Source organism: Plantactinospora sp. CA-294935 (assembly GCF_050936445.1).
Lineage (GTDB): Bacteria > Actinomycetota > Actinomycetes > Mycobacteriales > Micromonosporaceae > Plantactinospora.
Genome location: NZ_JBNJMU010000001.1, coordinates 4890541 through 4915482, shown reverse-complemented (window position 1 = coordinate 4915482; position 24942 = coordinate 4890541). Strand labels below are relative to the sequence as shown.

Sequence of the window (24942 nt, the reverse complement as noted above, 5' to 3'; positions counted from 1 at the left end):
ATGACACCCACGTCCACTGTCGACTCCGGTGCCGGGCAGCTCCTCTACGGTCTGGTGCCGGCGGATGTCGAGGTGACCCCGCAGGCCCGTGGCCTGGGCGACCCGCTCGGGCCGGTCAGCACGATCCGGCACGGCGACGTCGCCGCCCTGGTCAGCGAGACGCCCCTGGACGTACGGCTGGGACGTCCGGAGGACCTGCTGGCCTACCGTGACCTGCTGGACGGCGTCGCAGTGACCGCCGAGGTCCCGGTACTGCCGGTCCGGTTCGGCACGGTGCTGCCGAGTACGGCGGCGGTGACCGAACTGCTGGCGCTGCGCCACGACGAGTACCGGGCCGCGCTGGCCGAGCTGGACGGCCGGGTCGAGTACGTCGTCCGGGCCCGGTACGTCGAGCGGGCCCTGCTGGCCGGCGTACTGGCCGAGGAGCCGGAGGCCGCCGACCTGCGCGACCGGCTGCGGGACCGGCCGGCGGAGGCCGACGTCGACCTGCGGATCCGGCTCGGCGAGATCGTCGCTCGGGCGGTGGAGGCGCACCGGGCGGCCGACACCGAGCGGCTGACCGAAGCGCTCGCCCCGTACTGCCTGGCCGAGGCGCCGCTGCCGGCGCACCACGAGCAGGACGCCGCCCGGGTCGCGTTCCTGGTCGAGCGACGGCGCCGGGCGGCCTTCACGGACGCGGTGCGGGACCTCGCCGACGCGTGGCGGGACTGGGCCACGGTGCGGACGGTCGGCCCCGCCGCGCCCTGGGACTTCGTCCCCGCCGCGGCGGGGCGGTGACGGCCGGTGTTGGGCATCCTGCTCTCCCTGCCGCTCGGCCCGGTACGCGGACTGACCGGGCTGGCCCGGCTCCTCCGCGACCAGGCGGAACGTGAACTGCACGACCCGGTCAAGGTGCAGCGCGAGTTGACCGAGCTGGCCGAGGCGGCGGCGGCCGGCGAGATCTCGGAACCGGAACTCGCGCAGGCAGAGCAACGGATCCTCGACCGCCTGATCGCCCGACCCGACGTGTCGGACGCGGTACCCGAAGGGAGATGACATGGCCGCGCGCACTCACCGCGCCGACCGCTACCGGGAACACGACGGCTACCCGGACCAGGACGACGACCACCGCGACGAGACCGACCACCGCGAGGAGGACGACCGCCCCGACGACAACCGGTACGACGACGACGACGCGGACGAGGGGGACCGGACCGACGACGAGGCTGAGGACGAGTACGACGAGGACCGGACCGACGACGAGTACGACGACGACCCGGCCGACGACCACTACTACGACGACGATCGGACCGAGGGCCGGCGGCGGCCGGCGCGGCGGCGTGCGAGCCCGGCCGCAGTGGTCTCCGCGCAGGTCGCGGCCCGCAACGGCGCGCGGCACATCGCCGGCCTGACCGGCAAGCAGGTCACCGGAGTCACCTCGCTGGACCGCACGGAGCGAGGCTGGGTGGTCGGTGTGGAGGTCGTCGAGGACGCCCGGGTGCCCTCCTCGGCGGACATCCTCGCGGTCTATCGGACGGAGCTGGACACCAGCGGGGAGTTGGCCGGCTATCGGCGGACCCGGCGCTATCCGCGCGGCCGCGGCGACAGCGGAACCGGGGCGGGGTGACCGACATGTCGATGCCACAACCAGCTTACGGCCACGGTCACGGCCGCCCGGCGACCGGCGACACCGGCAACCTGGCGGACATCCTGGAGCGGGTACTCGACCGCGGCGTGGTGATCGCCGGCGACATCCGGGTGAACCTGCTCGACATCGAGCTGCTGACCATCAAGCTGCGCCTGGTGGTCGCCTCCGTCGACACCGCCCGGGAGATGGGGATCGACTGGTGGGAGCACGACCCGTTCCTCGGCGGCCGTTCCCGCCCGTCCGTCGGGTCGGGTGCCGACGCGGGGCGGTCCGACCGGGCGCTGCCGGACCGGACCGATCGGCGGACGGAGGAGGAGGAACGATGAGCGGCGGATCCGGGATCTGGCTGCACGCCGTGACCCGGCACCTGCGGCCCGACCGGCTGGCCGGGCTCACCGGTACGGGCGGGAGTCCGGTCGAGGTGGTACGGGTCGGCGAGCTGGTCGCGGTGGTGACGCCGGTGGATCTCGACGAGTACGGCGAGGCGGCGCTGCACCGGAACCTGGGTGACCTGCGCTGGCTGGAGGCGGCGGCGAGCGCCCACCACCGGGTCATCGAGGCGGTCTGGCGGCTCGGCCCGGTCCTGCCGACCCGGCTGGCCACCGTCTACCGGGACGAGCCGGCGCTCCGGGCGGGGCTGCACGAGCGGCGGGCGGGATTCGCCGCCGCCCTCGACCGGCTCACCGACCGGGCCGAGTGGGGTGTGAAGGCGTACTCGATGCGGGTGGCCGACGAGTCGACAACGACGGCGGCGCGGTCGGCCGGCGGCGGCGCCGGTGCGGAGTACCTGCGCCGCCGGCGCGCCGCGCTCACGGCGGGTGAGGCGGCCCGGCAGGCTGCGGCGGAGGGCGCCGAAGCGGTACACGCGGCGCTGGCCGGGTACGCCGAGGCGGCCCGCCGGCACCGGCCGCAGGACCGGAGCCTGACCGGGGTACCGGACCCGATGGTGCTCAACGGCGCCTACCTGCTGCCCGGCGGGCGGGCGGCGGGATTCGGGAACCTGGTCCGGGAGCTGGGTGCCCGGTACCCGATGCTCCGGCTGGAGCTGACCGGCCCGTGGCCGCCGTACTCGTTCGCCGGACTCGACGACACCCGCGGGCTCGACGACACCGCCGGGCTCGACGACACCCGCGGGCTTGACGACACCGTCGGACTCGACGACACCGGCGGGCTCGACGACACCGGTACCGGCCCGGCCCACGCTGGCGGGGTGCGGCGGTGACCGGGCGGGAGGTGGTGGACAGCCGGCCGGTCGCGCTGGTCGACCTGCTCGACCGGGTACTCGCCACCGGAGTCGTGGTCAGTGGCGACCTGGTGCTGTCGATCGCCGACGTGGACCTGGTGTACGTCTCGCTGCGGGCGCTGCTCGCCTCCGTACGCGCCGCCGACCGACGGGACCCGACCGACGGCGGTACGCCGTGCTGAGCCCGGAGCAGCCCCGGCCGGGGCGGGTCGAGGTGGACCGGGGTGGGGTCGAGCGTGGCCTGGCCGGGCTGGTGCTCACCATCGTGGAGTTGCTGCGGCAGTTGATGGAACGGCAGGCGCTGCGCCGGATCGACCAGGGTGACCTGACCGAGGAGCAGATCGAGCGGGTCGGCAGCACCCTGATGGCGCTGGACGAGCAGATGACGGAGTTGCGGGAGCACTTCGGCCTGACGCCGGAGGACCTCAACCTCGACCTCGGGCCGCTCGGACCGCTGCTGCCCCGGGACTGACCGCAGCCCGCCCGGGTGCCCGTGCCGCTCGCCCTGGTCGAGGTGACCGAGCCGGCCACCGCCGACCGTGAGCAGAAACCGAGCCGGCCGGGTGCCAGGAAGCCGCCCGGATCCCGGCCGCCGGTGGCGCCGGTGCGACACTGGCCCGGTGCCACCGTCCGAATCCGCCGCCGACCTGCCGGTCCGGCACATCCTGCCGGCCCTGACCGAGGCGCTGGCGGAGCATGGCGTCGCGGTGCTGGTGGCTCCGCCCGGGGCCGGCAAGACCACACTGGTCCCGCTGGCGCTGGCCGACCAGGTCGACGGGCGGATCGTCGTCGCACAGCCGCGCCGGGTCGCGGCCCGGGCCGCCGCCCGCCGGATGGCGGAGCTGCGCGGCGAACGGGTCGGCGAGACCGTCGGGTACGCGGTGCGCGGCGAGCGCCGGACCAGTGCCCGGACCCGGATCGAGGTGGTCACCACCGGCCTGCTCGTGCAGCGGCTCCAGCACGATCCCGAGTTGCCCGGCGTCGGTGCGGTACTCCTCGACGAGGCTCACGAGCGGCAGCTCGACGCCGATCTGGCCCTGGCGTTCGGCATCGAGGTCCGGGCGGCGCTCCGGCCGGAGCTGCGCCTGCTGGCGATGTCCGCGACCGCCCAGGCGGAGCGGCTCGGCGCGCTGCTCGGCACGGCGGCGGAGCCGGCCCCGGTGCTGCGTGCCGAGGGTCGGGCGTACCCGGTGGACGTGGTCTGGGCACCGCCGCCCCGGCCGGTGGATCCGCCGCACGGGCTGCGGGTCGATCCCCGGCTGCTCGACCACGTCGCGGCGACCGTACGCCGGGCGCTGGCCGCGCACGACGGCGACCTGCTCGTCTTCCTCCCCGGCGCCGGGGAGATCAACGGTGTCGCCGGCCGGCTGACCGGGCTGGCCGGCACCGACCTGGTACGCCTGCACGGCCGGCAGTCCAGTGCCGAGCAGGACGCCGCGCTCCGCCCGGCCGCCGGTCGACGCCGGGTCGTGCTGGCCACCGCCGTCGCGGAGACCAGCCTCACCGTGCCCGGGGTGCGGGTGGTGGTCGACGCCGGGCTGAGCCGGGTGGCCCGGACCGACCTGGCCCGTGGACTCGGCGCGCTGGTGACGGTGCCGGTGTCCCGGGCGGCGGCGACCCAGCGGGCCGGGCGGGCCGGCCGGGAGGCGCCGGGCCGGGTCTACCGGTGCTGGTCGGCGGCGGACCACGACCGGCTGCCGGCGCAGCCCGAGCCGGAGATCGCGGTAGCCGACCTCACCTCCTTCGCGCTCCAGCTCGCCTGCTGGGGGCGTCCGGACGGCACCGGGCTGGCGTTGCCGGATCCGCCTCCGGCGGCGGCGATGCAGGTGGCCCGGGCCACTCTGGAGGCGCTCGGTGCGGTCGCCCCGGACGGCCGGGTGACCGGGCGGGGCCGGGCGATCGCGGCGGTCGGCGCGCATCCACGGCTGGCCCGGGCGCTGCTGGACGGCGCTGCCCGGGTGCGGCCGCACCGGGCCGCCGAGGTGGTCGCGGTGCTCGCCGAGTCCGCTCCCGGTGACGACCTGGTCGCCACCTGGCGCCGGCTCCGCTCCGGTACGGACCCCGCCGGCACCAGGTGGCGGGCGGAGGTGAACCGGCTTCGGGCCGCCCTCGACGAGTCGCCCCCCTCCGCCGAGCCGCCCCTCTCCGCCGAGCCGGACGACCGGCAAGGCGGCCCCGACGACCAACGGACCGGCCCCGACAACCAACGAAACGGGCCCGACGACCGACGGACCGGCCCCGACAACCGACGGGCCGGGCGGGACGGCCGGCGGGCCGGGCCGGAGCTGCCGGACGACCTGGCCGCCGGGCTGCTGGTCGGGCTGGCGTACCCGGAGCGGCTGGCCCGGGCCCGGCAGGCCGGCGCCGAGACGTACCTGATGGCCGGAGGCACCGCGGCGGATCTGGCGCCGGGCTCGCCGCTGGCCGGGGCGGAGTGGCTGGCGATCTCGGTGGCCGACCGGGCGCCGGGACGCCGGGGTGCGGTGATCCGCCAGGCGGCGGTGGTGGACGGGGCCACCGCCCGGGAGGCCGGTGCCGCGCTGCTCCGGCGCGAGCAGGAGATCGCCTGGTCCGGCGAGGACGTGGTGGCCCGCGAGGTGCAGCGGCTGGGCGCGATAGTGCTGCTGGACCGCCCGCTGGCCCGGCCGGACCCGGCCCGGGTCGCCGCCGCGCTGCGGGACGGGTTGCGTCAGGTGGGGCTCGACCTGCTGACCTGGACCCGGCCGGCGCGGGAGCTGCGGGCTCGGCTGGCGTTCTGCCGGCAGGCCCTCGGCGGTGAGTGGCCGGAGGTGACCGACGCGGCCCTGCTGGACCGGGCCGACGAGTGGCTCGGTCCGGAGCTGGCCGCCGCCCGGCGTCGGGCCGACCTGGCCCGGATCGACGTCCCGGCGGCACTCCGCCGGCTGCTGCCGTGGCGCGAGGCGGCCCGGCTGGACGAACTGGCCCCGGAGCGGCTCGCCGTGCCGAGCGGGTCACGCCACCGGGTGGACTACTCCGATCCGGCGGCACCGGTGCTGGCGGTCAAGTTGCAGGAGACGTTCGGGTGGCGGGACGTGCCCCGGATCGCCGACGGGCGGGTGCCGGTGCTGCTACACCTGCTCTCCCCGGCCGGTCGTCCGGTCGCGGTGACCCGGGATCTCGCCTCGTTCTGGCGGACCGGCTATCCGCAGGTACGTGCCGAGTTGCGCGGTCGCTACCCCCGGCACCCGTGGCCGGCGGACCCGACCGGGGCGCCCCCGACCCGCGGCCTGCAACCCCGCCGCGGATAGCCGGCCGCTGAACCTTCGTCAACCTGGACCGCGCGGTCGGCCACGCTCGACGCCTCAGCTACGTCGTACCCGTCGAGGAGCCGGCGCGGGTGTGGTCAGGGAGTGTCGACGACGTCCGCGACCACGACGGTGATGTTGTCCGGCCCGCCGGCCCGCAGGGCCAGGTCGACCAGCCGCTGTGCGCAGCCGGCCGGGTCGGGGTAGCCGAGCAGCGCCTCGGCCAGGCTGTCCGGGCGGACCACATTGGACAATCCGTCGCTGCACAGCAGCCACCGGTCGCCGGGCTGGGGCACCACGGTGGTGTAGGTGGGGGTGACCGGCTCGCCCTGAAGGGCCCGGGTGACCACCGCCCGGCGGGGATGGCTCTGCGCTTCCTCCGGGCTGATCACCCCCTCGTCGACCAGCATCTGCACGAAGGTGTCGTCCCGGGTGAGCTGCGTCATCGTGCCGCCGCGCAGCAGGTACGCCCGGGAGTCGCCGACGTGGGCCAGGGCGAGGCAGGCACCGGTACGGGCGAGCAGCAGCGCGGTGAGGGTGGTGCCCATGCCCTGCCGTTCCGGGTCCTCGGCGATCGCTGCCCGGATGCCCGCGCTCGCCGTGTCCACGGCGCCCTGCAGGGCGGCGACCAACCCCTCCTCCGGAGTCTCCACGTCCAGCGGCCGGATCGCGTCGATGGCGATGGTGCTGGCCAGGTCGCCGGCGGCCATTCCGCCCATGCCGTCGGCCACGGCGAGCAGCCAGGGTCCGGCGTGCACGGAATCCTGGTTCGCACCCCGGATCAGGCCGCGGTCGCTCACCGCCACGGATCGCAGCTTCAGGCTCATGGCTGGCAGCCTGCCAAAAAGACGGCCGAAATGCTTGCAGTAGATCACCAACGGGCCGGAGTGGCGATCGAAATTTACCGTACGTGGCTACGGTGATCACGAATCGCGAGCCGTTCCGGCGCCGGTAGCCGGTCCGCAGCCGTCCACCGGGCCGGAATTCGATCCAGCTCGGTCGATTGACATGCCAGAAACGGACTGGCAACATCGGCTCCGTATTGGGAGCGCTCCCACCAGCGCTGCCGGTTTCACCGCCGCGAACCCGAGTGCTGCGGGCCCGCTGGCGGCACGCCCACCGGAAGGGATCCCCCGTGCTCCGACCCCGCCACCGCCACCGCCGGTCCGCCCGCGCGGTCACCCTGCTCGCCACCGCCGCCCTGCTGCTCACCGGCACCGCCACCGGGGCACAGGCCCGGCCCGACGGCACCGCCGGCACCCTGGCGGTCACCGAACACATCGTCAACGGCACCTTCACCGACGGCACCGCCCCGTGGTGGTCCACCACCAACCTCACCCTCGCCCCGGTCGACGGCCAGCTCTGCACCGAGGTCCCCGGCGGCCTCGCCAACCCCTGGGACGCCAGCCTCGGCCACAACACCATTCCGCTGGGCGACGGCGCCAGCTACGCGCTGAGCTTCCGCGCCTCGGCCAGTGCGCCGGTCACGGTGAAAGCGAACGTGCAGCTCAACGAGGACCCGTACACCACGGTCTTCTCCCGGGACGTCGCGCTCACCGCCACCGCCGAGGAGTTCGGGTACGAGTTCACCGGCACCCTCGACTCGGCCAACGGCACCCTCACGTTCCAGCTCGGCGGCGCCGCCGAGGCGTACACGTTCTGCCTGGACGACGTCTCGCTGGCCAGTGACGCCGACACCGGGCCGCCACCCGGCGGCGCCGAGCAGTTGACCAACGGCGACTTCGCGAACGGAACCACCGGCTGGTACTCCTACGGCACCACCGCCACGGCGGTGACCGACGGCCGGCTCTGCTCCGAGGTACCGGGCGGACTGGCCAACCCCTGGGACGGCGGCGTCGGGCAGAACGACGTGACGCTGATCGACGGCGAGTCGTACACGCTCTCCTTCGACGCCTCCGCCACACCCGGCGCGACCGTACGGGTGGCGGTGCAGCTCGGCGTCGACCCGTACACCTCGTTCTTCGCCGAGGACATCACCTTCGGCCCGGAGGCGCAGCACGTCGAGCGGACCTTCACCGCCACCGCCGACACCGAGGTCGCCCAGGTGGCGTTCCAGGTCGGCGGCGCCGCCTCGGCGTACACCTTCTGCCTGGACAACGCCTCGCTGCTCGGTGGCGAGGAGGAGCCGCCGTACGTGCCGGACACCGGGCCGCGGGTCCGGGTCAACCAGGTCGGCTACCTGCCGGCCGGGCCGAAGAACGCCACGATCGTCACCGAGGCCACCGAGCCGCTGGGCTGGGAGCTGAAGTCGGCCGCCGGTGCCGTGCTGGCCAGCGGGCAGAGCACCCCGCGCGGCGTGGACCAGGCATCGGCGCAGAACACGCACAGCGTGGACTTCTCCGCCTTCCGCACCCCGGGCACCGGCTACACGCTGACCGCCGACGGCCAGACCAGCCACCCGTTCGACATCTCGACCGACGTCTGGAAGCAGCTCCGCTCCGACTCGCTCCAGTTCTTCTACATCCAGCGCAGTGGCATCGCGATCGACGGCGACCTGGTCGGCGAGGCGTACGCCCGGCCGGCCGGGCACCTCGGGGTGGCGCCGAACCGGGGCGACACCGACGTACCGTGCCAGCCCGGGGTCTGCGACTACCGCCTCGACGTCCGGGGCGGCTGGTACGACGCCGGTGACCACGGCAAGTACGTGGTGAACGGCGGCATCGCCACCTACCAGCTCCTGAGCGCCTTCGAGCGGACCAAGACCGCGCCCACCGCCGGCGGCGGCGCGGCGCTGGCCGACGGCACGCTGCGGGTGCCGGAACGCGACAACGGCGTGCCGGACATCCTCGACGAGGCGCGCTGGGAGCTGGAGTTCCTGCTCCGGATGCAGGTGCCGGCCGGCGAGCCGCTGGCCGGGATGGCGCACCACAAGATGCACGACCAGAACTGGACCGGGCTGCCCCTGCAACCGGAGGACGACCCGGAGCTGCGCGAACTGCACCCGCCGTCCACGGCGGCGACGCTCAACCTGGCCGCCACCGCCGCGCAGTGCGCCCGGCTGTACGCCCCGTACGACGCCGCGTTCGCGGAGCGCTGCCGGGCCGCGGCCAGCACGGCGTACGCGGCGGCCAAGGCCAACCCGACCCGGTACGCCGACCCGCAGGACGGCAACGGCGGCGGCTCGTACAGCGACGGCGACGTCACCGACGAGTTCTACTGGGCCGCCGCCGAGCTCTACCTGAGCACCGGCGAAGCGCCCTACCTGGCCGACCTGACCGCCTCGGCGCACCACACCGACGACGAGGTCTTCGGGGCGCACGGCTTCGGCTGGGGCAGCACCGCCGCGCTGGGCCGGCTCGACCTGGCCACCGTGCCGAGCGGCCTGCCGGCGGCCGAGCGGGACCGGATCCGCGCCTCGGTGGTGGCCGCCGCCGACGGCTACCTGGCCACCGCGCAGGGCCAGGCGTACGGGCTGCCGATGCCCGGCACCCCGGGCAGCTACTTCTGGGGCGCCAACAGCAACATCATCAACAACGCCGTCGTCCTGGCCACCGCTTTCGACCTCACCGGACAGCCGAAGTACCGGGACGGCGCGGTGCAGGGGATGGACTACATCTTCGGCCGCAACGCGCTGAACCAGTCGTACGTGACCGGGTGGGGCGAGAAGGCGTCGAAGAACCAGCACAGCCGGATCTTCGGCAACCAGTACGACGACTCACTGCCGAACCCGCCGGCCGGCTCGATCGCCGGTGGCGCGAACGCCAGTCTCGACGACCCGTTCGCCGAGCAGTTGCTCCAGGGGTGCGCGCCGATGTTCTGCTACGTCGACGACATCGCCTCGTACGCCACCAACGAGGTGGCGATCAACTGGAACTCGGCGCTCGCCTGGATCGCCTCGTTCCTGGCCGACCAGGGCGGGAGCACCTCGGTGCCGGCCGGCTCCGGCTGCCGGGTGACGTACGTCAACCACGGCGCCTGGGCCGAGGGCGGCGGGTTCACCGGGCAGGCGACCATCACCAACACCGGCAGTACGCCGATCAACGGCTGGACGCTGAGCTTCGCGTTCAACGGCGACCAGAAGGTCCGGGAGGCGTGGATGGCGAAGGTGACCCAGTCGGGCGCCCGGGTCACCGCGCGCAACGAGTCGTACAACTCGCGGATCATGCCGGGCGCCAGCCAGATGTTCGGCTTCAACGCCACCACGGCCGGTGGCCCGAACCCGAATCCGGTGCTGTTCACGGTCAACGGGGTGCCGTGCGGCTGACCCGGTGACGCGTCGGAGCCCCGACCCGTGTGGTGACGGGTCGGGGCTCCGTCCCGCTCAGCGCAGCCAGTCGAGCAGCCGGTCGCCCTGCTGCCAGACGGTCAGCGCGGAGAAGACCCCGAAGAGCAGCACCGACCAGACCAGCGCCACCACCCGGTACGACCGGGGCCGGATCTGCTCGGGCAGCACCCGACGGTTGAGCAGCAGCAGCAGGATCGAGTAGAAGAACATCATCAGCCCGCCGACGCAGGCCGAGATCACCAGCAGGATCAGCGGCTGGTCGAAGCCGGCCAGCAGGATGGCGCAGCCGAGCCCGACCAGCCCCCAGACCAGCGCGAAGTAGATCCGGCTCTCGGAGAACCGGGGCAGGTACGCCGTCTTGAGCACGTCGGCGGCGAGCCGGCTGGTGTAGTCGACGATGCCCATCGCGGCGGCGAAGAGCGAGAGCGCTCCGACCACCCAGAACAGGGTGCCGAACCACGGACCGACGATCTCCTTCAGCCGCTCCCCCTCGACCTGGAGGAACGAGACGCCGTTGGCCAGCCCGGGCACCCCGTACACGGTGGAGTAGGCCAGCAGCGAGGTCAGCACGATGGTGACGAACGAGATCAGCGCGAAGGTGACCGCCTGCTCCCGGTTGGCCAGCCGCCACCAGCGCCGCCAGCGGGCCAGGTTCTCCTCGGTCGGCTCGAAGACGAATCCGCGACCGTCCGGGGCTGCCTCCTCCCGGCCGGTGACCGGGCTGACCAGCCGGGGCACGTACGTGCCCATGCCGTAGCCCTTGTCCCGGATCCAGTTGGACTGCACCAGGTTCTGCCCGCCGCCGGCACCGGCGAAGACCAGCGCGGAGAGCATCAGCGCGAAGCCGAGTTCGGTGGGGAACTCGGGGGCGGTCACCGCGGTCGGCAGGTCGCCCCAGGCCTGGGCCGAGATGGCGAAGACCACCGCGACCGCGATGAAGACGAGTACCAGCCCGACCTTGACGAACTCGACCCGCTCCAGCGCGGTGTAGACCACCGGGGCCAGGGTGAGGGTGGCGCCGATCAGCAGCAGCAGGCCGACCGCGATCCAGGTGGCGTCGCCGCCGAACAGGTACGTCAGCATGGTGGCCGAACTGGACGCCCAGCCCGGCCAGAGGTTGGCGAAGTAGACCATGATCGCGAAGACCAGTCCCCAGTGCCGCCAGAACCGCGAGAAGCCGGTCAGCGCGGTCTCCCCGGTGGCCAGGGTGTAGCGCTCGATCTCCATGTTCAGGAACCACTGGGTGACGATGCCGACCGCGGCGGCCCAGAGGAAGACCAGCCCCACCTGCGAGGCGATGTACGGAAAGAGGATGAACTCGCCGGACGCCAGACCGACGCCGGCCGCGATCACCCCCGGTCCGATGATCGACCAGGCCGACCGGGGTGGTGGGGGTAGTTCCCGTACGGTGACGCCGGGCAGGTGTTTCGTCGGAAATCGGTCGGCGGCGGTCTGCGTCATCGGTGACCTCCAGGGGACGGGCACCGGCCCGGTTGCCCCGGACACCGTCCGGGCGTCTCGGTCAGCGGGGCCGAATGCGAGCTAGCTCGATTCGCAGTGGTGGTGATGAATAGATCTTCTGCCAACATGGACGCTGTGCCTAGGGATGAAATCGTCGTCCGGCCCGGTGGTTCCGACGACGTCGCCGCAGTGCTCGCCCTGCTCGACGGCGCCACCCGCTGGCTGGTGGTACGCGGCCGCACCGGCCAGTGGGGCAGTGCGCCGCACTCCGGCAACCCGCGCCGGATCGCCCAGGTCCGGCGCTGGGCCGCCGAGGGCGGCCTCTACCTGGCCGAACTTGCCGGCCGCCCGGTCGGGGCGATCGTCGTCGGCGCGGCGGTGCCGCACGTCCCGGCCGCGACCGAACCCGAGCTGTACGTCAACCTGCTGGTCAGCGACCGGGCCCACGCCGGGCGGCGGATCGGCGCGCGACTGCTGGAGTACGCCGAGGAACTCGCCCGGGCTCAGGGGGTCGCCCTGCTCCGGGTGGACTGTTACGCCGGTGACGACGGCGCCCTTGTCCGCTACTACGAGAGTCAGGGCTTCACCGCCACCGAACCGTTCACCGTGCCGCTGGCCGACCGGTCCTGGCCGGGCCAGCTTCTCGAACGCCGCCTGAGCCGCCGTACCGGCGAGGACGGGCCGGCCGGGACCTGAGCCGGGCACCGGGTCAGCCCCGCTCCGACCCGCCCGTCCGCAACTCGGGTAGCACCAGCGCCGCGAAGGCGTCGACGAAGGCCTCCTGCCGCTGCCCGACGTGGTGCAGGTAGATCTCGTCGAAGCCGAGGTCGGCGTACTCGCGCAGCAGGGCCGCGTGCCGGCCCAGGTCGGCGGAGACGTTGACCACCTCGGCGACCCGTTCCGGCGACACCTGCTCGGAGACGACGTCGAAGTGGTCGGTCATCTCCAGGTCCCAGCAGACCGGCGGGGCGAAGACGTTGCTGCGCCACTGGTCGTACGCGATCCGGGCCGCCTCCGCCGGGTCGGGCGCCCAGCTCAGGTGGACCTGGAGGTGCAGCTTGCCCCGGCCGCCCGCGTCCCGGTAGGCGTCGACCATCCGGCGCAGCCGGGACACCGGCGCGTTCACGGTGATCAGACCGTCCGCCCACTCGGCGCACCACCGGGCGGTCGCCTCGGTCACCGCGGCGCCGACCAGCGCGGGCGGTTCCGCCGGCCGGGTCCAGAGCCGGGCCCGGTCCACCGTGACCAGTCCGTCGTGGCTGACCTCCTCGCCGGCCAGCAGCGCCCGGATCACGTCGACGCACTCCCGCAGCCGGGCGGTCCGGATCTCCTTGCGCGGCCAGCCCGCTCCGGTGACGTGCTCGTTGCTCGCCTCCCCGGTGCCGAGCGCGGCCCAGAACCGGCCGGGATACATCGCGGCGAGCGTGCCGATGGCCTGCGCGACGATCGCCGGGTGGTAGCGCTGGCCGGGCGCGTTGACCACGCCGAACGGCAGCGTGGTGGCCTGGAGCGCGGCGCCGAGCCAGGACCAGGCGAAGCCGGACTGTCCCTGCCGGGCGCTCCACGGCGAGAAGTGGTCGGAGGACATGGCCGCGTCGAAGCCCGCCTCCTGGGCCCGGACGACGGCCCGGAGCAACTCGGCGGGATGGATCTGCTCGTGTGAGGCGTGGAGCCCGAAGACCGTCATGGCGGTCTCCCGTACCCCGCCGCACCCGGCCCCCACACCCCGTACGCCGACGAACGAACCTTTTTCAAGCTGAATCGCGCGGCGCTCGCGCACCGCGTCCGACCTTGCGGTCCATCGCACCGCAAGGGGAGGTTGAAAAGGTGCGATGTCCGCGGACCGTCAATCAGGCCGGTACGGCGGCGTGCGCTACTCGCTGTGCGCGCCCGCGCCGGGCCCGCCCGAGGCCCCCGCGCCGATCCAGACGGCCTTGAGGTTGCAGAACTCCCGGATGCCCTGCGCCGACAGTTCCCGGCCGTAGCCGGAATTGCCGACGCCACCGAACGGCAACTCCGGATAGGACGTGGTCATCCCGTTGACGAAGACCATTCCGGCGTCCAGGTCGGTGACGAAGCGCTGCTGCTCGGCCGGGTCCCGGGTCCAGGCGTTGGCGCCCAGACCGTAGTCGGTGCCGTTGGCCACCTCGACCGCCTCTTCGTAGGAGCCGATCCGGTAGAGCCCGGCTACCGGGCCGAAGACCTCGTCGGCGTACATCCGCATCTGCGGGGTCAGCTCGGTGACCACGGTCGGCGGGTACCACCAACCGGGCCGGTCCGGCACCTCCCCGCCGCAGAGCACCCGGGCCCCCTTGGCGACGGCGTCCCGGACCTGCTCGGCCACCTCGTCGCGACCCCGCTCGGTGGCGAGCGGCCCGACGTCGGTCCCGTCGTCCATCGGGTCGCCGAGCCGCAGCGCCGACATCCGGGCCACGAACGCGTCGGTGAACTCGTCGTAGACGTCGGTGTGCACGATGAACCGCTTCGCCGCGATGCAGGACTGGCCGTTGTTCTGGCAGCGGGCCACGGTGGCCACCTCGGCGGCCCGGGCCACGTCGGCCGAGGGCATCACCACGAACGGGTCGCTGCCGCCGAGTTCGAGCACGGTCTTCTTGACGTGCTTCCCGGCGATGGACGCCACCGAGCGGCCGGCGCCCTCGCTGCCGGTCAGCGTCGCGGCCCGGACCCGGGGGTCGGCGAGCACCTGCTCGATCCGCTCCGAGCCGATCATCAGCGTCTGGAACGCACCGGCCGGGAAGCCGGCCCGACGGAACAGTTCGTCCAGATAGAGCGCGGTCTGCGGCACGTTCGAGGCGTGCTTGAGCAGCCCCGCGTTGCCGGCCATCAGGGCCGGTGCGGCGAACCGCATCACCTGCCAGAGCGGGAAGTTCCACGGCATCACCGCCAGCACCGGGCCCATCGGGAAGTACCGGCCGTACGCCGAGGTGGCACCGATCGAACCGGCGTCGGCGGGCTCGTCGGCGAGGAACCGCTCGGCGTGTGCCGCGTAGTACCGGCAGGCCGCCGCGCACTTGGCCACCTCGGCCTTGGCCGACGCGTACGTCTTGGCCATCTCCGTCGTCATCATCCGGGCAACGCCGTCGCACTCGACCTCCAGCAGGTCCGCCGCGGCGGACATCCACCGGGCCCGGTCGGCGAAGGTGGTGCCGCGCAACTCGTCGAAGCCGGCCGCCGCCCGGGCGAGGGTCGCCTCCAGTTGCTCGTCCGTCATCTCGTCGAAGGTCTTGAGCACCTGTCCCGTGGTCGGGTCGATGGTGGCGATCGACATGTCGTACTCCCTTCGATGTCGGCGGATCGGGCGGAGCGCGGGTCACGGGCGGGCCGGGACCGGCTCCCTGGTCACTCGAAGAGCGAGTGTTTCGTGCCCGGCGGCTCCTCCCGGCGCCGCGCGGCCCGGCGGCGCTGCACCACGACCATGTCGATCACGGCGGCCAGGGCGAGGATGCCGAGGACCACCGCGAGGACCAGCAGGTCGGCCCGGAGCGCCAGCACGCCGAGCACCACACAGATCACCAGACCGAACGCGGCCAGCACCAGGCGCAGGTTGAGCGCGCTGTACGGGTGGCCAACCGTCCCTTTCGCCCCTCGGGGCTGCGATCTCGCGGCCATTTCGCCGAACTACCCGGTATGGGCCCGGACTAACCTGGCCGGCCGCCCCGGGCCGCCGGCCGGCGCGGCTCGTGACCCTGAAGACGACGCTCGGCGCGCCCCACCGGCCCGGGCCGGTGGGGGATTCGCCGCCCGGTGGGTATAACGGGTGCATGACGACCGGTCCCACTCCCCCGCCCAGCCACGCCGACCTGCTGACCCGCCCGCTCTTCGCACATCTGGCGACCACCCGCCCGGACGGCGGGCCGCAGAGCAACGTGATGTGGTTCGACTGGGACGGCGGACTGATCAGGATGACCCACACCAAGCGCCGACAGAAGTTCCGCAACGTCCGGCGCGATCCCCGGGTCGCGCTCTCGATCGCCGACCCCGACGACCCGTACCGGTTCCTCGAGGTGCGCGGGGTGGTGGAGAAGATCGAGGACGACGACGAGGTCGCGTCCTTCTACCGTTCGCTGCAACAGCGGTACGACAACGTCTACGAGATCAAGGACGCACCGGAACGGGTGATCGTCACGATCCGGCCGGAGAGCTTCGTCGCGGTCACCAACGGACAACCACAGCGCACCCGCTGACCGTCCACCCCGGTCACCGCCGTCCACCCCGGTCACCGCCGTCCTGCCCGGTTTTCGTCGCTGACCGGGTGCCAGCGGACGTCGGGTGTCGGTGATCCGCGTGCCGGCGGCGGCCGGCGAGGGTTCCGGGCCGGCGGCGGTGCCGCGTACAGTTACGGAGCGATCGCTGTCCGCTCTGTACCGGGGGAAGCATGCCCAGACGTTGGACCGCCGCCGTCACCGCCCTGCTCGCGGCCTTCGCGCTGGCCTGCGAGGGGTCCGACGGCGGCGGCGGGGGCCAGCCCGACCCCCCGGCCGCCTCGCCCCGGCCCGGACTGCCCGGCTCGATCGCGGCACTCGGCGACTCCATCACCGCCGGCTTCGGCTCCTGCCTGATCCTTGCCGCCTGCCAGCGCAACTCCTGGTCGACCGGGGACAGCAGCCGGGTGGAGAGCCTCTACCGGCAACTCCGCGAGGTGAACCCGGCCATCCGCGGCAAGGCGCACAACAAGGCGGTGAACGGGGCCCGCGCCTCGGGACTGGCCAGCCAGGCCGCCGCAGCGGTACGCGCCAAGGTGGACTACGTGACCGTACTCATCGGAGCGAACGACGCCTGCCGGGGCGGGATCGAGGACATGACCGCTGTCGCGGCGTTCCGCACCGAGATCGACCGTGGACTCGCGACGCTGAAGAAGGGCCTGCCGAAGGCCCGGGTCCTGGTGGTGAGCATCCCGAACCTGTACCGGGTCTGGGAGGTCGGCCACGAGGACACCCGGGCGGTACGCGCCTGGCGGGGGCGGATCTGCCCCGCGCTGCTGGCCAGCCCCACCTCGACCGAGCCGGCCGACCGTACCCGCCGGTCGACGTTCCGGGCCCGGATCGACGCGTACAACGACCAGCTCGCCGCCGCCTGCAAGGCGTACGGGTCCCGCTGCCGCTACGACGGCGGCGCCGCGCACCGGGTGCGGTTCGGCCTGGACCTGCTGAACCGGCTGGACTACTTCCACCCGAACGTGGCCGGGCAGAACGAGCTGGCCAAGGTGGCCTGGCGGGCGTCGGGCCTGGCCGGCCAGGCCCGACGAGCCGACTGAGGCTACCGGCCGGGCGGCATGATCGCCCGGGGCCGGTACAACTCCTGGGACCGGGCCGCCAGGCTCTTGGTGGCCGACGAGTTCGCCCAGGTGCCGAGCACCACCGCCGCCCCCGGCACCGCCTTGGCGAGCAGCCGCTTCGCGGCCCGGACGCCGGCCATCTGCGCCAGCTTCAGGCCGAGCCGCAGCATCACCTGGGCCAGCGGGGTCTCCGACCGGCTCCGCAGCGCGTCGACGCGCTCCCGCCCGGCGGCCACTCCGAGCGCCAGCCGCGCCGTCTCGGCGATCTTGTGTACCCGTTGCAGCACGAGCAGGTCGGTGGCCCGGTCGGAATGCTCGGGGTCGTGCCCGTACGCCGCCGCGACGTAGAGCACCATCCGGGCCTGGGTCCAGGCCAGCACACCCATGTCGAGGACCGCGCCGGGCAGGCCGGCGGCCCCGGAGATCGCTCCGGAGACCCGGGCGTGGTTGACGAACTTCCGGATCGCCGTCTCGGCCATGGCCTCCGGCGTCATCTGCGGGTACCAGGCACGGGTGCGCTCGGCCCAGGCCCGGGCCTGCGGCCCGATCCGCCGGACCGCCTCCAGGGCGAGGTGCTCCGGGGCGTACTGCGGATCGGCCTTCATCCGCTCCCACAGCCCGCTGGGCGGGGCGACGGTCAGCTCCGGGTCGTCGGCGGGCTCGGCCGGGGGCGGCTCGGCCGCCGGCTCGGCCGCGGCGCCGGGGTCGACCTGGGCCACCCCGACAGCGGCGTCCGGACGGGGTGCCGGCCCCGGGTTCGCGGCGGCCGGCGGCGTACGGTCGGTCGGCGGCACCGGCGCGGCGGTTCCGCCGCCGACCGGCTGGGACTCGGTCACGGGACACTCCGGATGTCGAGGGGAGGAATCAGGCTACGACCACGGCCCGGCCAGGACCGACGAGCGGCACGCACCGCCGAGGTGACGGCACCCGTGCCCACCTGGCCGACGATCGCGGCAGCCGCGTGGGCGACGGTCAACGGCGCGTGCCGACGGTCAGCGCCGGCCGCGCAGCCGGGACACGATTCCGCGCATCCGGTCCCGGTTCGACGGCTTGGCGAACTCACGCCGGCCGCGCTCGACGAACTGCCGGCCCTGCGGGGATCTGAGGAACATTCGGATCCGTTGCACCAGTGACGCCATCTCGGTCCTCCTCGGGTGGTCCTGGTATCAGGTGTACCCGATCCCTCGTCCGCCCACACCGGCATCGCCACTCGGACGGGTCCACGCCTCCATCGTGCCGGAGCCGATCAAGTCGACGACCCGTCCCGGTCAGCGCCAGGACGGGACGAGCGTGTCGACCACCCTGGTCGCCTGGTCCTCGTGCTTGGCGTAGTGCTCGGGGTAGGCCGAGTACTGCACCGCCTGGGCCGCCTCGGTCAGCCGCAGCCGCTGCCACCCGGGCACCTGGCGCAGCGCCTCGAAGAACCGGGCACTCGCGTACGCCGGGTCCATCAGGCGGTTCACCGGACCCCAGCCACTGCTGGTGCGCTGCTGGAAGAGCCCGACCGAGTCGTGGTCCCAGCCGGTGCCCTGGTGCCGGTAGCGCTTGGACTCCGGCAGCACCTCGCTGGCCCGGTTGAGCAGGTTGCTCTCCTGCATCGCGGTGGCCACGCCGATGATCAGTCCCCGGCGCGGCATCCCCATGTCCCGGCCGGTCCGGACGATCGCCCGGGCGTTGTCCATCTGGACCTCGGTCAGCCCGGCCACCGGTTCCGCGTCGTCCAGCCGGGCAGACGTGTCCGGGTCGGCCTCGTCCGACTTCGCGGTGCCCGACCGGTCGTGGTCGGCCGAGCGGCTCGACCGGTCCGCCGAGCGATCGGCGCCGGTCCGGTCGCCGGTGCCGTCGTCCGGCCGGGAGAGCGCGACCCGGTCCTCGGCGTTCGCGGTGGTGCTGCCGGCGGGGTCGGCCGGCGGCGAGACCGCCTCGACGGCGGCCAGCGCGCCGAGGCAGCAGAGCAGCCCGGCGGCCACCGCGACCCCGGCCGGGCGGCGCAGGCCGAGCCGGTCCGGCAGCCCGGTCCGGGCGACCAGGGCGCCGGCCCGGACGGCGAGCCGGCGGGCCGGCGGTGCGGCCCGGCCGGCGGCCCGGCGCACCGCGCGCTCGGCGGTCTGCACGGCGGGCACCCGGCGGACCCGGGCCAGCCCGGGCTCGACAGTCCGGCGCAGGCGTCGCGCCTGGGCTCGGAGCAGGGCCAGTACCGGCCCGGTGGCAAGCCGCAGTCGGGCGGCCGCCATCCCCAGCAGCCGGCCGGCCACGGTGGCGCCGGGCCGGACCACCCGGTCGACGGCAGCGGCGGACTGGGCGAGCCGGCGCGGCACGGCCGGGCCGGGCGGCCGGAGCCGGCCGATCAGGGCCGACAGCAGGAGTAGGAACCTCCGCAGCCGGGCCGGCGCGGGCCGGAGGGTCCCGGGCGACTGGCGCGGCACGGCGCCGGGTGTCGGGTCGGAGGAGGAGGCATCATCCGATCGGACAGTGCTGGGCACGGCGGAATACGCGGTCTCAGAACGGTCGTCGTCAGGCATCCGACGAGGCTAGGCATGCCGAAGGCCGACTACGGGGAGTCACCGGGTGGGCTGCACCACATCTGCCGACCGAACAATCGGCCAGTGGACCGCAAGCGCGGGCGATGATGGCCAACCGCCACAAGCACGACGTTCCGGAGAAATCAGGCACTAGCCATCAACCGGATGTATACCTTCTCATCAACCGTCACTCCAGGCAACATCAACCGCCTCCTCCGATCGGCTGAGTCGCGCTCGACCGACCGGTCCCCCACCGGGTACCCGGACCGGTCCGTCCCGTGAGACCGTGGACTATGGCACCGGTCACCGACCCGCTTCCGCGCCGCGACCTCCGTCGGCTGCCAAAGACCAACCTGCATCTGCACCTCACCGGCTCGATGCGCCCGGAGACGCTGACCGAACTGGCGGACCGGCACGGACTGCCGCTGCCCGAGCCGCTGCCGACCGGCGCCCTGCACGGCTGGGCCGCGTTCCAGAGCCGCTACGACCTGGCCCGGGCGGCGCTGCGTACCGCCGGGGACCTGAGCCGGGTGGTGGCGGAGGCGACCGCCGACAACGTCGCCGACGGCGCCGGCTGGGTGGAGATCCAGGTCGACCCCACGACGTACGCCGACCGGCTGGGCGGGCTGGAGCCGGTGGTGGAGGCGGTACTCGCCGGTGCGGCCGGCGGGCGTACCGGAGTGGTGCTGGCGGCCAGTTGGGCCGGACCGCCGGCCCAGGCGGACCGGGTCGCCCGGCTCGCCGCCCGGTACGCCGGGCACGGTGTCGTCGGCTTCGGGCTCTCCAACGACGAGCGCCGGGGCCGGATCGCGGACTTCGTGCCGGCGATGCGGACGGCTACCGAGGCAGGGCTGCTGGCCGTGCCGCACAGCGGGTTCTACGAGCCGGCCTGGCACGTCCGGGACTGCGTGACGCTGCTCGGCGCGCACCGGGTCGGGCACGGGCTGACCGCGGCGGCCGACCCGGCCACCCTCGACCTGCTGGCCGGGCAGGCGGTGGCGATGGAGGTGTGTCCCAGCTCATATCCGCCGTTCGGCGTCACCACCGGGCTGGCGGCCACCCCGCTGCGCGCCCTGCTCACCGCCGGTGTGCCGGTGGCGCTCGGCACGGACGATCCGCTGCTGTTCGGCACGAACCTGCTCGACCAGTACGTGCTGGCCCGGGACGTACTCGGCTGCACCGACGCCGAGCTGGCCACCCTGGCCCGGTCCTCGGTCGAGGCGTCCGCCGCACCGTCGGAGGTCCGCGCGACGATGCTGGCAGGGGTCGCGAAGTGGCTCGGTGGAATGGACCAAGATAGCGGCAGCGTTTGCTACATCGGGGCGCCGTCCGCGAAGGCGCGTCCCGGCGTACCCCAAGGAGGTCCTGACCGGTGCTCGACCCGAACGAGCTCTACGAACTCACCGACGACCTGCCCGAGCTGGGTCAGCCGGTGCTGATCCAGGCGCTTTCCGGCTTCGTCGACGCCGGAAACGCGACCCGGCTCGCCCGGGAACACCTGGTGTCGACCCTCGAGTCCCGGACGATCGCCACCTTCGACGTCGACCAACTGCTCGACTACCGCTCCCGGCGCCCCACGATGATCTTCATCGAGGACCACTGGGAGCACTACGAGCAGCCGAAGCTCGAACTGCACCTGCTGCACGACGACGAGAGCACCCCGTTCCTGCTGCTGTCCGGCCCCGAGCCGGACTTCCAGTGGGAACGGTTCATCGCCGCCCTGACCAGCCTGATCCGCCGGCTCGGCGTACGCGTGACGATCGGGCTGAACGCGATCCCGATGGCGGTGCCGCACACCCGGCCGATCGGGGTGACCGCGCACGCCACCCGACCGGAGCTGATCACCGGCTACGAGTCCTGGCTGCAACGCATCCAGGTGCCGGGCAGCGCCGGCAACCTGCTCGAGTTCCGCCTCGGCGAGCAGGGCCGGGACGCGGTCGGCTTCGCGGTGCACGTGCCGCACTACGTGGCCCAGACCGAATACCCGGGCGCGGCCGAACTGCTGCTCACCTCGGTCTCCCGGGCCACCGGCCTGCTGCTGCCCACCGAGTCGCTGCGGACCGCCGCCGAGGCCGTCCGGGTCGACATCGACCGGCAGGTGGCGCAGACCGACGAGGCGACCTCGCTGGTGCACGCGCTGGAGGAGCAGTACGACGCCTTCACCCGGGGACGGGGCGGCCCGAACCTGCTCGCCAACCAGACCGGGCCGCTGCCCACCGCCGACGAACTCGGTGCGGAGTTGGAGCGCTTCCTCGCCGAGCAGGGCCGGCCGGGAGACAACCCGGGAAGCTGACGGCGGGACGTTGCCGCCGGGGCCCGTCGGCGGTGGACCCCGGCGTCGCGTACCCGCGCGTCGCGCACCTGCGTTTCCCGCCCGGATCGGGCAGGCTGGGCACATGCGCCTGGCGACCTGGAACGTCAACTCGGTGAAGGCCCGCCTCCCCCGGCTGCTGGACTGGCTCGCCGGCACGAAGCCGGACGTGGTCTGCCTGCAGGAGACGAAGTGCCCGGACGGCTCGTTCCCGGCCGACGAGGTCGGCGAGCTGGGTTACGAGGTGGCCAGCCACAGCGACGGGCGGTGGAACGGGGTGGCGATCCTGTCCCGGGTCGGTCTGGCCGACGTCGCGGTCGGGTTCGCCGACGAGCCCGGTTTTCCGGAGCCGGAGGCCCGGGCGATCTCCGCGACCTGTGCCGGGCTCCGGGTCTGGTCGATCTACGTGCCGAACGGGCGTACCCCGGACTCGCCGCACTACGAATACAAGCTCGCCTGGTTCGCAGTGCTGCGCGACGCGCTCGCCGCCGAGCTGCGCAGCGGACTGCCGCTGGTGGTCTGCGGCGACTACAACGTGGCGCCGACCGACGCCGACGTCTGGGATCCGGCGCTCTTCGTCAACTCGACGCACGTGACCCCGGCGGAGCGGCAGGCCCTGGCCGACCTGCGCGCCCTCGGCCTGACCGACGTGGTGCCGACTCCGATGAAGGGTCCGCACCCGTTCACCTACTGGGACTACCGGGCCGGGATGTTCCACCAGAACAAGGGCATGCGGATCGACCTGGTGTACGCCACCGAGTCGTTCGCCGAGCGTGTCACCTCGGCGTACGTGGACCGGGAGGCCCGCAAGGGCAAGGGCCCGTCCGACCACGCCCCGATCGTGGTGGAGATCGCGCCGGACGGCGGGTGAGCTGGGTTCCCGGGGCACGGTCGTGGTCGACGGCGGCGGGTCAGCCTGGATGTCCCGTCGGCCGCTCCCGGCCTTCGACGCTGTGCCGGATCCCGGGCTCGCGAACGGAGCGGTGCGGCACGACTTCGCGTCGGGCGCTACGAGTCGGCCCGGTAGCTGCCGCCGCTCCCCCGGCGTTCCGAGCGGCTGTCCTAGGCTGAAGCCATGGCAGTAGTGAAGATCAACGCGATCGAGGTCCCGGCCGGCGCCGGTGCCGAACTGGAACGCCGGTTCGCCGCCCGGCAGGGCGCGGTCGAGAACTCTCCCGGGTTCCTCGGCTTCGAGCTGCTCCGGCCGGTGGCCGGTGAGAACCGCTACTTCGTCTACACGAAGTGGGAGAGCGAGGAGGCGTACCAGGCGTGGGCGAGCGGGCCGGCCCGGGAGGCGCACGCCCGTGGGCCCGCCGACGGCGGATCGGGCGGCGAGCAGCCCCGGCCGGTCTCCACCGGTGCCACGCTGCTGGAGTTCGAGGTGGTCCAGCAGGCCACCCCGACCGCGCCGTAATCCCGCCCGCCTGTCCCGGACCCGTCCCGGCCCACTCGGGAAAAACGCCGATGCCGGTGGGGCCGGCCGGTCAGGGCTTCCGGGAGTCGACCAGCGAGGCGAAGGCGATGATGTTGTCGGAGTAGCCCGTACCGCCGCCGACCCACCGTCCGCCGCAGGTGATCAGGCGGAGCCAGGGGCGGCGGAAGTCGCCGTACACCCGCTCGGCGGGCAACCTGTCCTTGTCGAAGTGCTCGACCGAGTTGACCTCGAAGATCGCCACCGACCGGTCCTGCCGGGTCACCTCGATCCGGTCGCCCGGCCGGAGCTTCACCAGGTCGTGGAAGACCGACGGTCCGGTACGGGTGTCCGCGTGCCCGACGATGATCGCCGGCCCGAACTGGCCGGGCGTCGGGCCCCGGTCGTACCAGCCGGCCTCGTTGTGCTTCTCCAGCGCGGGTACGGCGATCGAACCGTCGTCGGCGAGCCCGACCCGGTGCACCGGGGCGCGTACCCCGATCGACGGGACCGCCAGCTTCACCGGCCGGCTCGGCGCGAGCACCGGGAATTCCCGGGGCGGCTCCTTGGTGCCGCCGTTCAGCCAGCGCCACGGCCCTCCCGACGACTGGCCCAGCCCGGCGCCGGTGGCGAAGACCCCGACGAGTACCAGAACGATCGCCAGCGGCCCGATCATGCTCCGGCGGGGGCGGCTCCCGCCGGACCGGGCCGCCGGATGCCGCAGGTGTGGCGAGGGCCGCCGGCCACCGATCCAGGGACGCCGGCCGGTGGAGGTACGGGCCATCGGGGCGGGACTCCTCCCGGTCAGGTCCGGCGGGGGGATGTCGACCGGGCCCGGCGACGGATGGCGACCAGGCCCAGCACGGCGCCGAATACGGTGCTGGCCAGCCCGCCGGCCACCAGCAGCCCGCCCGGGTCGTCGCCGGCGCTGCCGCCGAAGCCGGTCGCCGGGCCCTTCTGCGGCCGGGTGGCGCCCACCACCATCAACCGGGTGGAGGCGGTCCCGCCATCCGGACAGCTCAGCCGGACCCGGTAGGTGTCCGCCCGGGTCGTCTCCGGCACGGTGGCGACCGCGGTGAGGAACCCGGCCTGCGGCTGCACGGTCACGGTGCCGAAGGCCGGCGACTCGACCGTGGCGGGCTGGGTGTTGGTCCGGCAACTGGCCTTGATGCCGACCATGAAGCCGGCCTCGACGGTGCTCGGGTTGACCTGTACGAAGACGTCGGCGGCGCGGGCCGGGGCGGGCACGGCCAAGAGCAGGGCGAGCGGGACACCGCAGAGGATCGCGATGCGTCGACGCGTTGCCACTGGTCCCCCTCCCGGCGCCTCGGGCAGGACCGGGCGCGCGGGGCCCTGGGCCTGCCGTATGCGGAAATCCTCTCATCTGTCGCCGCCGAGCACACCCGGTCCGGCGTTCTCGGGCAGATCCGCGTCGGACCGCCCGGTAGCTTCGCGGTCGGCCGCCCCATGGTCCCGCCGTCGGCCGCCCCGCAGCTTCCCGATCAGCCGCCCCATGGTCCCGCCGTCGGCCGCCCCGCAGCTTCCCGATCAGCCGCCCC

At 73.8% G+C, this 24942-nt stretch carries 26 protein-coding genes; 16 read left to right on the top strand and 10 right to left on the bottom strand.

Annotated features, from left to right (window positions below; translation table 11 throughout):
• The 8 genes from ACQEVC_RS22000 (at position 1) to ACQEVC_RS21965 (ending at position 6139) form a co-directional block, all read left to right on the top strand.
• The gene (locus ACQEVC_RS22000) at positions 1-777 is read left to right on the top strand and encodes a GvpL/GvpF family gas vesicle protein (RefSeq protein ID WP_432880480.1); all 777 of its coding nucleotides are present in this window, start codon (positions 1-3) and stop codon (positions 775-777) included.
• Positions 778-783: 6 nt separating this feature from the next.
• A complete protein-coding gene (locus ACQEVC_RS21995; RefSeq protein WP_432880478.1) occupies positions 784-1035 on the top strand; it encodes a gas vesicle protein GvpG in 252 nt (83 codons plus the stop codon).
• Position 1036: 1 nt separating this feature from the next.
• On the top strand, positions 1037-1606 hold the full coding sequence (gene gvpO / locus ACQEVC_RS21990; RefSeq protein WP_432880475.1) for a gas vesicle protein GvpO: 570 nt from the start codon (positions 1037-1039) through the stop codon (positions 1604-1606).
• An 11-nt stretch (positions 1607-1617) separates the two neighbouring features.
• On the top strand, positions 1618-1953 hold the full coding sequence (locus ACQEVC_RS21985) for a gas vesicle protein (protein ID WP_432880473.1): 336 nt from the start codon (positions 1618-1620) through the stop codon (positions 1951-1953).
• Positions 1950-2849: a GvpL/GvpF family gas vesicle protein gene (locus tag ACQEVC_RS21980; protein WP_432880470.1), complete on the top strand. Its 900-nt coding sequence runs from the start codon at positions 1950-1952 to the stop codon at positions 2847-2849. Before ACQEVC_RS21985 ends, ACQEVC_RS21980 begins: the two co-directional genes overlap by 4 nt.
• Positions 2846-3052 carry a gas vesicle protein gene (locus ACQEVC_RS21975; protein WP_346258861.1) on the top strand — a complete coding sequence of 69 codons (207 nt, stop codon included), beginning with the start codon at positions 2846-2848 and terminating at the stop codon, positions 3050-3052. The genes ACQEVC_RS21980 and ACQEVC_RS21975 overlap by 4 nt, the downstream gene beginning before the upstream one ends.
• A complete protein-coding gene (locus ACQEVC_RS21970; protein ID WP_432880466.1) occupies positions 3046-3342 on the top strand; it encodes a gas vesicle protein K in 297 nt (98 codons plus the stop codon). The genes ACQEVC_RS21975 and ACQEVC_RS21970 overlap by 7 nt, the downstream gene beginning before the upstream one ends.
• A gap of 148 nt (positions 3343-3490) precedes the next feature.
• Complete coding sequence (locus ACQEVC_RS21965; RefSeq protein ID WP_432880464.1) at positions 3491-6139, top strand: ATP-dependent RNA helicase; 2649 nt, start codon at positions 3491-3493, stop codon at positions 6137-6139.
• Between the two features lie 95 nt (positions 6140-6234).
• On the opposite strand, the gene ACQEVC_RS21960 is transcribed toward ACQEVC_RS21965, so the two are convergent.
• Entirely contained in the window at positions 6235-6963 is a 729-nt protein-coding gene (locus tag ACQEVC_RS21960; RefSeq protein ID WP_432880462.1) for a PP2C family protein-serine/threonine phosphatase, read from the bottom strand.
• A 308-nt stretch (positions 6964-7271) separates the two neighbouring features.
• On the opposite strand from ACQEVC_RS21960, the gene ACQEVC_RS21955 reads away from it, so the two are divergent.
• The gene (locus tag ACQEVC_RS21955) at positions 7272-10361 is read left to right on the top strand and encodes a glycoside hydrolase family 9 protein (RefSeq protein WP_432880460.1); all 3090 of its coding nucleotides are present in this window, start codon (positions 7272-7274) and stop codon (positions 10359-10361) included.
• 57 nt (positions 10362-10418) lie between these two features.
• Here ACQEVC_RS21955 and ACQEVC_RS21950 read toward each other — a convergent pair whose 3' ends face one another.
• Complete coding sequence (locus tag ACQEVC_RS21950; RefSeq protein ID WP_432880458.1) at positions 10419-11843, bottom strand: Nramp family divalent metal transporter; 1425 nt, start codon at positions 11841-11843, stop codon at positions 10419-10421.
• Between the two features lie 135 nt (positions 11844-11978).
• Between ACQEVC_RS21950 and ACQEVC_RS21945 the strand changes: the two genes are divergently transcribed.
• Positions 11979-12539 (top strand): GNAT family N-acetyltransferase, encoded by a 561-nt coding sequence (locus ACQEVC_RS21945; protein WP_432880456.1) that lies wholly within the window; start codon positions 11979-11981, stop codon positions 12537-12539.
• Positions 12540-12552: 13 nt separating this feature from the next.
• Here the strand turns inward: ACQEVC_RS21945 and ACQEVC_RS21940 are convergent, their stop codons facing one another.
• The 3 genes from ACQEVC_RS21940 to ACQEVC_RS21930 form a co-directional block, all read right to left on the bottom strand.
• Complete coding sequence (locus ACQEVC_RS21940; RefSeq protein WP_432891622.1) at positions 12553-13530, bottom strand: TIGR03885 family FMN-dependent LLM class oxidoreductase; 978 nt, start codon at positions 13528-13530, stop codon at positions 12553-12555.
• A 186-nt stretch (positions 13531-13716) separates the two neighbouring features.
• The gene (locus ACQEVC_RS21935) at positions 13717-15132 is read right to left on the bottom strand and encodes an NADP-dependent succinic semialdehyde dehydrogenase (protein WP_432880454.1); all 1416 of its coding nucleotides are present in this window, start codon (positions 15130-15132) and stop codon (positions 13717-13719) included.
• Between the two features lie 71 nt (positions 15133-15203).
• On the bottom strand, positions 15204-15473 hold the full coding sequence (locus ACQEVC_RS21930) for a DUF6343 family protein (protein WP_432880451.1): 270 nt from the start codon (positions 15471-15473) through the stop codon (positions 15204-15206).
• Between the two features lie 152 nt (positions 15474-15625).
• Here ACQEVC_RS21930 and ACQEVC_RS21925 point away from each other — a divergent pair, with 152 nt between their 5' ends.
• Complete coding sequence (locus ACQEVC_RS21925) at positions 15626-16048, top strand: PPOX class F420-dependent oxidoreductase (RefSeq protein WP_432880448.1); 423 nt, start codon at positions 15626-15628, stop codon at positions 16046-16048.
• Positions 16049-16239: 191 nt separating this feature from the next.
• The gene (locus ACQEVC_RS21920; protein ID WP_432880445.1) at positions 16240-17118 is read left to right on the top strand and encodes an SGNH/GDSL hydrolase family protein; all 879 of its coding nucleotides are present in this window, start codon (positions 16240-16242) and stop codon (positions 17116-17118) included.
• A gap of 2 nt (positions 17119-17120) precedes the next feature.
• Here ACQEVC_RS21920 and ACQEVC_RS21915 read toward each other — a convergent pair whose 3' ends face one another.
• From ACQEVC_RS21915 to ACQEVC_RS21905, 3 genes are all read right to left on the bottom strand, one after another.
• Positions 17121-17858, bottom strand: coding sequence for an EcsC family protein (locus ACQEVC_RS21915; protein ID WP_432891619.1), 738 nt, complete (start codon positions 17856-17858; stop codon positions 17121-17123).
• Positions 17859-18131: 273 nt separating this feature from the next.
• A complete protein-coding gene (locus ACQEVC_RS21910) occupies positions 18132-18278 on the bottom strand; it encodes a hypothetical protein (RefSeq protein ID WP_318399414.1) in 147 nt (48 codons plus the stop codon).
• Positions 18279-18407: 129 nt separating this feature from the next.
• Positions 18408-19661: a hypothetical protein gene (locus tag ACQEVC_RS21905; protein ID WP_432880442.1), complete on the bottom strand. Its 1254-nt coding sequence runs from the start codon at positions 19659-19661 to the stop codon at positions 18408-18410.
• 293 nt (positions 19662-19954) lie between these two features.
• Here ACQEVC_RS21905 and add point away from each other — a divergent pair, with 293 nt between their 5' ends.
• From add to ACQEVC_RS21885, 4 genes are all read left to right on the top strand, one after another.
• Positions 19955-21100, top strand: coding sequence for an adenosine deaminase (add, locus tag ACQEVC_RS21900; RefSeq protein ID WP_432880439.1), 1146 nt, complete (start codon positions 19955-19957; stop codon positions 21098-21100).
• The gene (locus ACQEVC_RS21895; RefSeq protein WP_432880437.1) at positions 21034-21954 is read left to right on the top strand and encodes a proteasome assembly chaperone family protein; all 921 of its coding nucleotides are present in this window, start codon (positions 21034-21036) and stop codon (positions 21952-21954) included. Before add ends, ACQEVC_RS21895 begins: the two co-directional genes overlap by 67 nt.
• Positions 21955-22057: 103 nt before the next feature.
• A complete protein-coding gene (locus ACQEVC_RS21890; protein WP_432880435.1) occupies positions 22058-22843 on the top strand; it encodes an exodeoxyribonuclease III in 786 nt (261 codons plus the stop codon).
• Positions 22844-23047: 204 nt separating this feature from the next.
• Complete coding sequence (locus tag ACQEVC_RS21885) at positions 23048-23386, top strand: antibiotic biosynthesis monooxygenase family protein (RefSeq protein ID WP_318399409.1); 339 nt, start codon at positions 23048-23050, stop codon at positions 23384-23386.
• Between the two features lie 70 nt (positions 23387-23456).
• On the opposite strand, the gene ACQEVC_RS21880 is transcribed toward ACQEVC_RS21885, so the two are convergent.
• Positions 23457-24167, bottom strand: coding sequence for a class F sortase (locus ACQEVC_RS21880; protein WP_432880431.1), 711 nt, complete (start codon positions 24165-24167; stop codon positions 23457-23459).
• Between the two features lie 20 nt (positions 24168-24187).
• The gene (locus tag ACQEVC_RS21875; protein ID WP_432880428.1) at positions 24188-24691 is read right to left on the bottom strand and encodes a hypothetical protein; all 504 of its coding nucleotides are present in this window, start codon (positions 24689-24691) and stop codon (positions 24188-24190) included.
• Between the last annotated feature and the right edge of the window lie 251 nt (positions 24692-24942).

What these genes read in the sequence shown, in the direction of transcription:
- ACQEVC_RS22000 (WP_432880480.1), top strand. Translation starts at nt 1, where the DNA reads ATGACACCCACGTCCACTGTCGACTCCGGTGCCGGGCAGCTCCTCTAC.
- gvpO (WP_432880475.1), top strand. Translation starts at nt 1,037, where the DNA reads ATGGCCGCGCGCACTCACCGCGCCGACCGCTACCGGGAACACGACGGC.
- ACQEVC_RS21985 (WP_432880473.1), top strand. Translation starts at nt 1,618, where the DNA reads ATGCCACAACCAGCTTACGGCCACGGTCACGGCCGCCCGGCGACCGGC.
- ACQEVC_RS21980 (WP_432880470.1), top strand. Translation starts at nt 1,950, where the DNA reads ATGAGCGGCGGATCCGGGATCTGGCTGCACGCCGTGACCCGGCACCTG.
- ACQEVC_RS21960 (WP_432880462.1), bottom strand. Translation starts at nt 6,963, where the DNA reads ATGAGCCTGAAGCTGCGATCCGTGGCGGTGAGCGACCGCGGCCTGATC.
- ACQEVC_RS21950 (WP_432880458.1), bottom strand. Translation starts at nt 11,843, where the DNA reads ATGACGCAGACCGCCGCCGACCGATTTCCGACGAAACACCTGCCCGGC.
- ACQEVC_RS21940 (WP_432891622.1), bottom strand. Translation starts at nt 13,530, where the DNA reads ATGACGGTCTTCGGGCTCCACGCCTCACACGAGCAGATCCATCCCGCC.
- ACQEVC_RS21935 (WP_432880454.1), bottom strand. Translation starts at nt 15,132, where the DNA reads ATGTCGATCGCCACCATCGACCCGACCACGGGACAGGTGCTCAAGACC.
- ACQEVC_RS21930 (WP_432880451.1), bottom strand. Translation starts at nt 15,473, where the DNA reads ATGGCCGCGAGATCGCAGCCCCGAGGGGCGAAAGGGACGGTTGGCCAC.
- ACQEVC_RS21925 (WP_432880448.1), top strand. Translation starts at nt 15,626, where the DNA reads ATGACGACCGGTCCCACTCCCCCGCCCAGCCACGCCGACCTGCTGACC.
- ACQEVC_RS21920 (WP_432880445.1), top strand. Translation starts at nt 16,240, where the DNA reads ATGCCCAGACGTTGGACCGCCGCCGTCACCGCCCTGCTCGCGGCCTTC.
- ACQEVC_RS21910 (WP_318399414.1), bottom strand. Translation starts at nt 18,278, where the DNA reads ATGGCGTCACTGGTGCAACGGATCCGAATGTTCCTCAGATCCCCGCAG.
- ACQEVC_RS21905 (WP_432880442.1), bottom strand. Translation starts at nt 19,661, where the DNA reads ATGCCTGACGACGACCGTTCTGAGACCGCGTATTCCGCCGTGCCCAGC.
- add (WP_432880439.1), top strand. Translation starts at nt 19,955, where the DNA reads ATGGCACCGGTCACCGACCCGCTTCCGCGCCGCGACCTCCGTCGGCTG.
- ACQEVC_RS21890 (WP_432880435.1), top strand. Translation starts at nt 22,058, where the DNA reads ATGCGCCTGGCGACCTGGAACGTCAACTCGGTGAAGGCCCGCCTCCCC.
- ACQEVC_RS21885 (WP_318399409.1), top strand. Translation starts at nt 23,048, where the DNA reads ATGGCAGTAGTGAAGATCAACGCGATCGAGGTCCCGGCCGGCGCCGGT.
- ACQEVC_RS21880 (WP_432880431.1), bottom strand. Translation starts at nt 24,167, where the DNA reads ATGGCCCGTACCTCCACCGGCCGGCGTCCCTGGATCGGTGGCCGGCGG.